Origin of the sequence: Nonomuraea mangrovi (assembly GCF_042681425.1) — a bacterium.
GTDB classification, from domain to species: domain Bacteria; phylum Actinomycetota; class Actinomycetes; order Streptosporangiales; family Streptosporangiaceae; genus Nonomuraea; species Nonomuraea mangrovi.
Window position 1 is genome coordinate 1 of sequence record NZ_JBHUFV010000089.1, and the last position, 5,786, is coordinate 5,786.

Annotated in this window: 7 protein-coding genes and 2 pseudogenes; 5 read left to right on the plus strand and 4 right to left on the minus strand. The window is 69.2% G+C overall.

The window, feature by feature from the left end; genetic code table 11:
• A partial coding sequence (locus tag ACFSKW_RS49970) for a serine hydrolase domain-containing protein (protein WP_379582064.1) occupies positions 1-779 on the plus strand: 779 nt, incomplete at its 5' end.
• Between the two features lie 834 nt (positions 780-1,613).
• On the opposite strand, the gene ACFSKW_RS49975 is transcribed toward ACFSKW_RS49970, so the two are convergent.
• Positions 1,614-1,874, minus strand: a complete 261-nt coding sequence (locus ACFSKW_RS49975) for a hypothetical protein (RefSeq protein ID WP_379582074.1) — start codon at positions 1,872-1,874, stop codon at positions 1,614-1,616.
• Here ACFSKW_RS49975 and ACFSKW_RS49980 point away from each other — a divergent pair.
• Complete coding sequence (locus ACFSKW_RS49980; RefSeq protein WP_379582070.1) at positions 1,833-2,150, plus strand: ABC transporter permease; 318 nt, start codon at positions 1,833-1,835, stop codon at positions 2,148-2,150. The two genes, ACFSKW_RS49975 and ACFSKW_RS49980, sit on opposite strands and share 42 nt — an antisense overlap.
• On the opposite strand, the pseudogene ACFSKW_RS49985 reads toward ACFSKW_RS49980, so the two are convergent.
• Both ACFSKW_RS49985 and ACFSKW_RS49990 read right to left on the minus strand, forming a co-directional pair.
• Positions 2,089-2,535: pseudogene (locus ACFSKW_RS49985) on the minus strand (ArsB/NhaD family transporter); the annotation flags it as partial. The gene ACFSKW_RS49980 and the pseudogene ACFSKW_RS49985 overlap by 62 nt on opposite strands.
• A 377-nt stretch (positions 2,536-2,912) precedes the next feature.
• Positions 2,913-3,596, minus strand: a complete 684-nt coding sequence (locus ACFSKW_RS49990) for a helix-turn-helix domain-containing protein (RefSeq protein WP_379582066.1) — start codon at positions 3,594-3,596, stop codon at positions 2,913-2,915.
• A 274-nt stretch (positions 3,597-3,870) separates the two neighbouring features.
• On the opposite strand from ACFSKW_RS49990, the gene ACFSKW_RS49995 reads away from it, so the two are divergent.
• A complete protein-coding gene (locus ACFSKW_RS49995) occupies positions 3,871-4,857 on the plus strand; it encodes a hypothetical protein (RefSeq protein ID WP_379582068.1) in 987 nt (328 codons plus the stop codon).
• Between the two features lie 100 nt (positions 4,858-4,957).
• Here the strand turns inward: ACFSKW_RS49995 and ACFSKW_RS50000 are convergent, their stop codons facing one another.
• Positions 4,958-5,095, minus strand: a complete 138-nt coding sequence (locus ACFSKW_RS50000; RefSeq protein ID WP_379582072.1) for a hypothetical protein — start codon at positions 5,093-5,095, stop codon at positions 4,958-4,960.
• A 9-nt stretch (positions 5,096-5,104) separates the two neighbouring features.
• Here ACFSKW_RS50000 and ACFSKW_RS50005 point away from each other — a divergent pair, with 9 nt between their 5' ends.
• Together ACFSKW_RS50005 and ACFSKW_RS50010 are read left to right on the plus strand one after the other, a co-directional pair.
• The gene (locus ACFSKW_RS50005) at positions 5,105-5,341 is read left to right on the plus strand and encodes a hypothetical protein (protein WP_379582069.1); all 237 of its coding nucleotides are present in this window, start codon (positions 5,105-5,107) and stop codon (positions 5,339-5,341) included.
• 166 nt (positions 5,342-5,507) lie between these two features.
• A pseudogene (locus ACFSKW_RS50010) lies at positions 5,508-5,786 on the plus strand (hypothetical protein); the annotation flags it as partial.

A 5,786-nucleotide genomic window follows, 5' to 3' on the forward strand; every position in this document is an offset into this window, starting at 1 on the left:
GGCCGTCGATGCTCGGAAGGGATCGGCGGCGGTGGACCTCGGCGAAGCTGCTCGCCGTAGGGGCTAAGCACGATCCACTGTTCGCGCCGGGCACGAAATGGTCGTACAGCAACACCAACTACGCCGCGCTCGGCGCCGTCCTGGAGCGGGTCACCGGGGCGAGCCTGGCCGACCTGCTCCGGGACCGGATCGCCCGGCCGCTCAACCTCAAGCACACCTACTACGCCACGGACGCCGCCTGGCGTGGCCCCCACGCCCACGGCTACGAACCGGATGCCGCCCACATGCCACCCGGTGTGCCGGCCGAGTTCAGGAACTTCGCCGGGGCGCGCCACCACGGTCACGTGGACGTCTCCGACAACAGCCCGGGGTGGGGCGGGGCGGCCGGGGCGGTGGTGTCCACCACACGGGACTGGTCTCGGTTCAACACCGCGTTGATGTCCGGCAAGCTGCTGCCCGCAGCCCAGCTGGCACAGATGCGCGCCACCGTGCCGATGGACCCGCAGCAGCCGGACGGACTCGGCTACGGGCTTGGCATCCAGACCGTTCCCCACCCGTGCGGCACGTTCTGGGGTCACGAAGGCGGCATCCCCGGCTACGTCGCCACCAGCTCCACCGACCGCACCGGCACCCGCTCGGCGACCCTCCTCATCTCGACGGAGATGTGGGCCGAGTTCGAGACCGACCCGAAGATCGCCAAGGCCGCCCAGGCGCTCCAGATGGCCGTGACCTGCACGATGTTCGGCAAGCCCGTGCCGACCGCCGCTCCCGCTAGCTGACCGGCGCGGTGATGATCGCGGTGACCAGGTCTTCCACCTCGGCCCGCGACATCGCCGCACCCGCAGCGGCGAAACCTGGTGAACCGCTTCCCGTTCGTCGCCGACCACGCGAACGCCTTCGGGGTGAAGCGGTTGTGCCGGATCGTGGGGGTGGCCCGCTCGAGCTTCTCTCTGTGCGAGCTCGTAGGGTCGAGCCATGAGTGATCAGGTGAGGACGGCGGCGTCCGGTAGCCGGTAACCGGCGCGGTCTGCGGGGTCGGCTCGCGACCTCTCGTCGCCAGCGCGTCGATGGCCTCGGCCAGGTTGTCGGCGCGGGCGGCGAGCGCGCGCACGGGCCGGGGTGGAGGTGACGGGTGGGGGCGCACTTCATGCTCTCCTCCCTTCGGCTTGCCAGGGTCGGCCGGGAGTGCCGGCATGCCTTCTCCCTGCCTGAACGGCACTCGGTCGGGCCGCGGGTTTCCGGAATTCCGCGGCGCGCGGGCTTGCTTGGCGTGCGATGCCGATCCGTAGAGATCTACTACGCTCTGCCAGGTCCGTCGTATCCGTGCTGTGGGAACGGCCGGCTGCGCAGGCCGCCCTCCCCCACCCTGTACCGCTCGAATATTGGGTTACGGGGCCTGAACCGTGGTTATGCGGCGTGCCGGTATTCGCTGATCATGCCTGTGACGGCGGGTTTTCGGCGGATGGATCGCAGGTCGTTGAGGTGGGTCGTGTCACGGGCGGGTTGCGTTGCGGTGTCCGGGGGCCGTTGTTGCCGGCACTGGTGCGGCCGGTGCCCGTTGTAGTGGTTCAGGTACTCGCGAAGCACGAAGGCCAGGTGGAGTTCGCTGAGGATCAGGATCCGTCCAGGAGTTCGCGGCGCACGCGCTCGCCTTCACCGTCGTCACACTCGTCTGCGGCCTGTTCATGTTCATCCTGGCCGACCCCACTCGCGCCCGCGCGCTGGGACTGCTCGGCGAGAAGGCTCAGCTGTCCGGCGCCAGCGCCGACTGGCCCGGCTATCTGGCTCTGCTGGCCCAAGCGGTCGCCGTGGGCGGCCTGCTGGTCTACAGCGTGATCGCCATCTGGCTGTTCGGCCGCGAGTTCAGCGACCACACCGCCAAGGATTTGCTCGCCCTGCCCGCCTCCCGCGCTGCCATCGTGGCCGCCAAGTTCACCCTCGCCGCCGCCTGGGCCCTGGTGCTCGCCGCCGGCACCGCCGCGGGCGGCCTGCTGCTCGGCGCGCTACTGGCCCTGCCCGGCTGGTCGGTACAGGCGGCCGCGGCCGGGGTGGTGCGGATCCTGGTCGCCGCGGCGCCGCCGATGCCATCGCTTGGGCGATCAGGTACGGCACGACGGGCAGCGCCAGCCGGTCGCACACCAGGAAGGTAACCGGCGCGATCAGCAGCACGGTGGGGACGTTGTCCAGCAGCGCGGACGCCGCGGCGGTGATCACCACCAGTAGCACCATGAGCCGGTACGGCCTGCCGCGCGCCCGCTTGGCCGCCCAGATCGCCAGGTGCTCGAAGACGCCGGTCTGCTTGAGCACGCCGACGATCACCATCATGCCTAGCAGCAGGAAGATGACTTTCCAGTCGACGCCGCTCTCCTTGGAGAAGAACGCTGCTTCGGCGTTGCTGGCGTGGATCAGCAGCATGATCCCGGCGCCGCCCAGGGCGGCGGCGACCCGGTGGATGCGTTCGGTGGCGATCAGCGCGTAGGCGCCGAGGAAGACCGCGACCGACAGCCAGGCCAGCGCCCCAGGTGCCGGCGGCATGTCACGCTCGCGCCGCGGTGGAGGCGCCCTCGCACGTCCAGCCCTGCGGTGAGGTACGGCTGGACGTCGCCAAGCGGCCGGCGCTGAGCGGGGATGTCACGCAGCCGGACAACCCGGAGTAGGTCACGATCGCGTCGTAGTCCGATGCGCGCGAACTCGGCAGGCGGTTGAGCAGTAGCGGCGGCGACGTCCCGGCGCAGGCCGGCGGACGGTCAGGCCGCATTCGGGCGCCTCGCACGGAGTTTCGTCACATGGTTCCGCTGGCGTGGCGCTCGGAGCGGGAGTTTGCGTTTCGCGGGTCGAACAGGGCCTCGTGGGCGTTGAGGGGACGATTGGACCACAGCACGGGAATCCGGGGCACAATCCCAGCGGTCTGATCACGGCGGGAGGTCGCGCCAGCGTTCGGCCGACGCCAGAGCGTCCAGGCTGATCCGCTCCAGGAACGCACCGCCCCTGGCCAGGCGGCGTCCCACGGGCGTGTCGAGCCCGAGCGTCTGCCCCGCCGCCTTCGTGATCTCCGCCGCCGTGAGCGTCTGCCGCGCGCTGATCACCGCCGAGTGGTACCAGGCGTCGTCGTCGACCACGTAGATGTCGCGCCGCCGCCGCGGATCACGCTCGCGCCTGATCAGCCCCTGCCGGGTCAGGTAGCCCACCGCCATGGAGATCGAGGCGGGACTGACTTTCAGCCCGCGCGACAGCTCGGCCGCGGTGAGCCTGCCGTCCTCGCTCAGCCACAGGCCGATGAGCACGCGCGCCATCATTTTCGGCAGGCCCATCCCGACCGCCATCTCGACGGCTCCCTCTTCCACCTCGAAGACCTTGCGGTCCTGGGGTTCGGCATCGGGCGAACGGGCCGGGGTGCCGCGCCGCGCCCGCCGCGCCGTCGCCTGGTGCGCCCGCTCAGGGCGGTAGTCGCCGGGGCCGCCGTTGCGGCCGACCTCACGGCTGATCGTCGAGGTCGGCCGGTCCAGCCGCCTGGCGATCTCGGCGTAGGAGCGGCCTTCGGCGAGGCCGGTCGCGATGCGCCGGCGGTCCTGCTGGGTCAACCTTCCTTCTGCCATGACGCCACTATTGCGTTCGGCGCCACACAATGCAATGTTTCATTGCATTCAGCTTCAGTGTCAACGCATCAATTTATTGGCTTTTAACTGCACTTATGCGCATCGATTGATTGACAGAATTTCTGAACGCAACATAGCTTTCAATTGTGATGAACACGTACTATCGCGATGAGCCGGTCACCCCGTCCCTCGACCGCCCGCCCGCCTGCCCCTTCGATCCCGCCCCTTCGGGCAACGCCCTGCGCGCAGAGCTCTACAACCGGTGAGGGCAGAGGTGTTCAAACGCATTCTTCCAGCGCTTGGCCTGCTGGTTCTCGCGCCGCTGGTCGGCGAGTACCTGCTGGGCAACATCGCCATCGACGCCCTACCAATGATCATCGGACTGATTCCGCTCTATGGCGGTGGCGCGCTGCTGATCCGTGAGGTCGCCCGCCGGTGGCGGCTGGGGTGGCCGGGGATCATCCTGCTCGGGCTCGCCTATGCCGTGATCGAGGAGGGCCTGCTCACCCGGTCGCTGTTCGATCCCGACTATGTCGGGTTGCGGTTGCTCGACTACGGGTTCATTCCGGCACTGGGCATCGGCGCCTACTGGACCGTGTTCGTTTTGGCCATCCACGGGGTGTGGAGCATCGCGGTGCCGATCTCGATCGTGGAGGCGGGCTCACGCCGGCCGGACACCCCCTGGCTCGGCAGGGTCGGCCTCACCGTGTCCGCCGTCCTGTTCCTGCTAGGCGGCGCGGTGCCCATCGCCCTGGCAGGTCCGGCCATCTACCCGCTGTCGGCCGCTCAGATCGCCTGGACGCTGATCACGGCCGTCGCCCTGATCATCGCCGCGTTCCTGTCGGTTCGATTCCGCCGCCCCCTGCTCGCGGCCACGCCGGCCAGCCCGTGGACCGTCTTCGCGATCACCATCGCGGCCGGGCTGGCGTTCTGGCTCCCCAGCTTGCTCGCCATGGTGGGGATCAAGCTGGAGTCCGTCGTGCCCGCGTGGATCACGGTCGGCTTCTACCTCGCGCTCTACGCCACGATGACGCTGCTCATCCTGCGCTGGTCCCGGCGCACGGGCTGGGGACCCTGGCACAGGTTCGCCCTGGGAGCTGCCGGCCTGGTCACCTACGCCTGGCACGGCTTCCCTCAGCCGCCGAGTTTCCCAGCGCCCGCGAATGTGGACCTCGTGGGCAACGCGGTCTTCGCGCTGGCCGCCCTCGGGCTGCTCGCCTTTGTGGCGGTACGGCTCTGCCGCACCGCTCCGCCAACTTGACCTTCAACCTTGGCGCTTGCGAGATCGCTCCTGCCTTGAGAACAAGCTCAGCTTGGCCTTGCCCCCGTAGTAGGTGACCGGGGGCAGCACCGTGCTCCTCTTACGCCGAGACCGGTTTGTCGGGTTTGAGGTGGCGGTAGTGCGTGGCGCGGCTGACGCCGAGCCGGTCGGCGATCTGCTGGACGGTGTAGCGGCGCTTGCCGTCACCGCCCTTCATCTCGTACAGCGCGCGGGCCATCTCCACCCCGTGAGGGTCCAGGGCCGCCGGCCGCCCGCCGACGCGGCCGCGCGCTCGGGCCGAGGCCAGTCCCTCGAGGGTGCCCTCGACGATGAGTTCGCGGAGGAACTCGTCGAAGGCGCCAGCGCCCTGCGCAACACCTTCAACCGCATGCTCGGCTGCCTGCACCACTGCCTCCAGAAGGGCGTGCTCTACAACGAGAACGAGGAGGTCGCCTTCCGCCCTCGCGAAGCGGCCACAGCTTGACGAGTTACGCAGGTCGGATGTTTCTGTGGTCAGTACAGCAGGCGAAGCCGTATGCAATACGTAGATATGCGGGATTAGTGGCTATGCGCACAAGCCGAAGGGAGGACCATAAAAGATTTCGGGGACGTCACCCAGCTCGCTCCCGCCTTCCACCTGAGGAACCACCATGCCGCATGACCACCGACCGCCCGCCTCCACTTCCCGGCCCACTGGCCGAGGGCGGCAATCGCTCGAGCAGCGTCCGCCCGCGCCGCCGTCCTGCCGTACCCGCGCCTACCGGGACGGAGTCGTGGTCGCCGAGGGCTTCCCCATAGCCGATGTCTCCGACCATCTGGCCGACCCCGCCTGCACCGTCTGGTTCGACCTGTGCACCCCCACCCCCGCCGAGCTGGGCGCGATCAGCGAAGAGCTCGGCCTGCACGAACTCGCGGTCGAGGACGTGCTA

What these genes read in the sequence shown, in the direction of transcription:
- ACFSKW_RS50000 (WP_379582072.1), bottom strand. Translation starts at nt 5,095, where the DNA reads ATGGCCCGCGCGCTGTACGAGATGAAGGGCGGTGACGGCAAGCGCCGC.
- ACFSKW_RS49990 (WP_379582066.1), bottom strand. Translation starts at nt 3,596, where the DNA reads ATGGCAGAAGGAAGGTTGACCCAGCAGGACCGCCGGCGCATCGCGACC.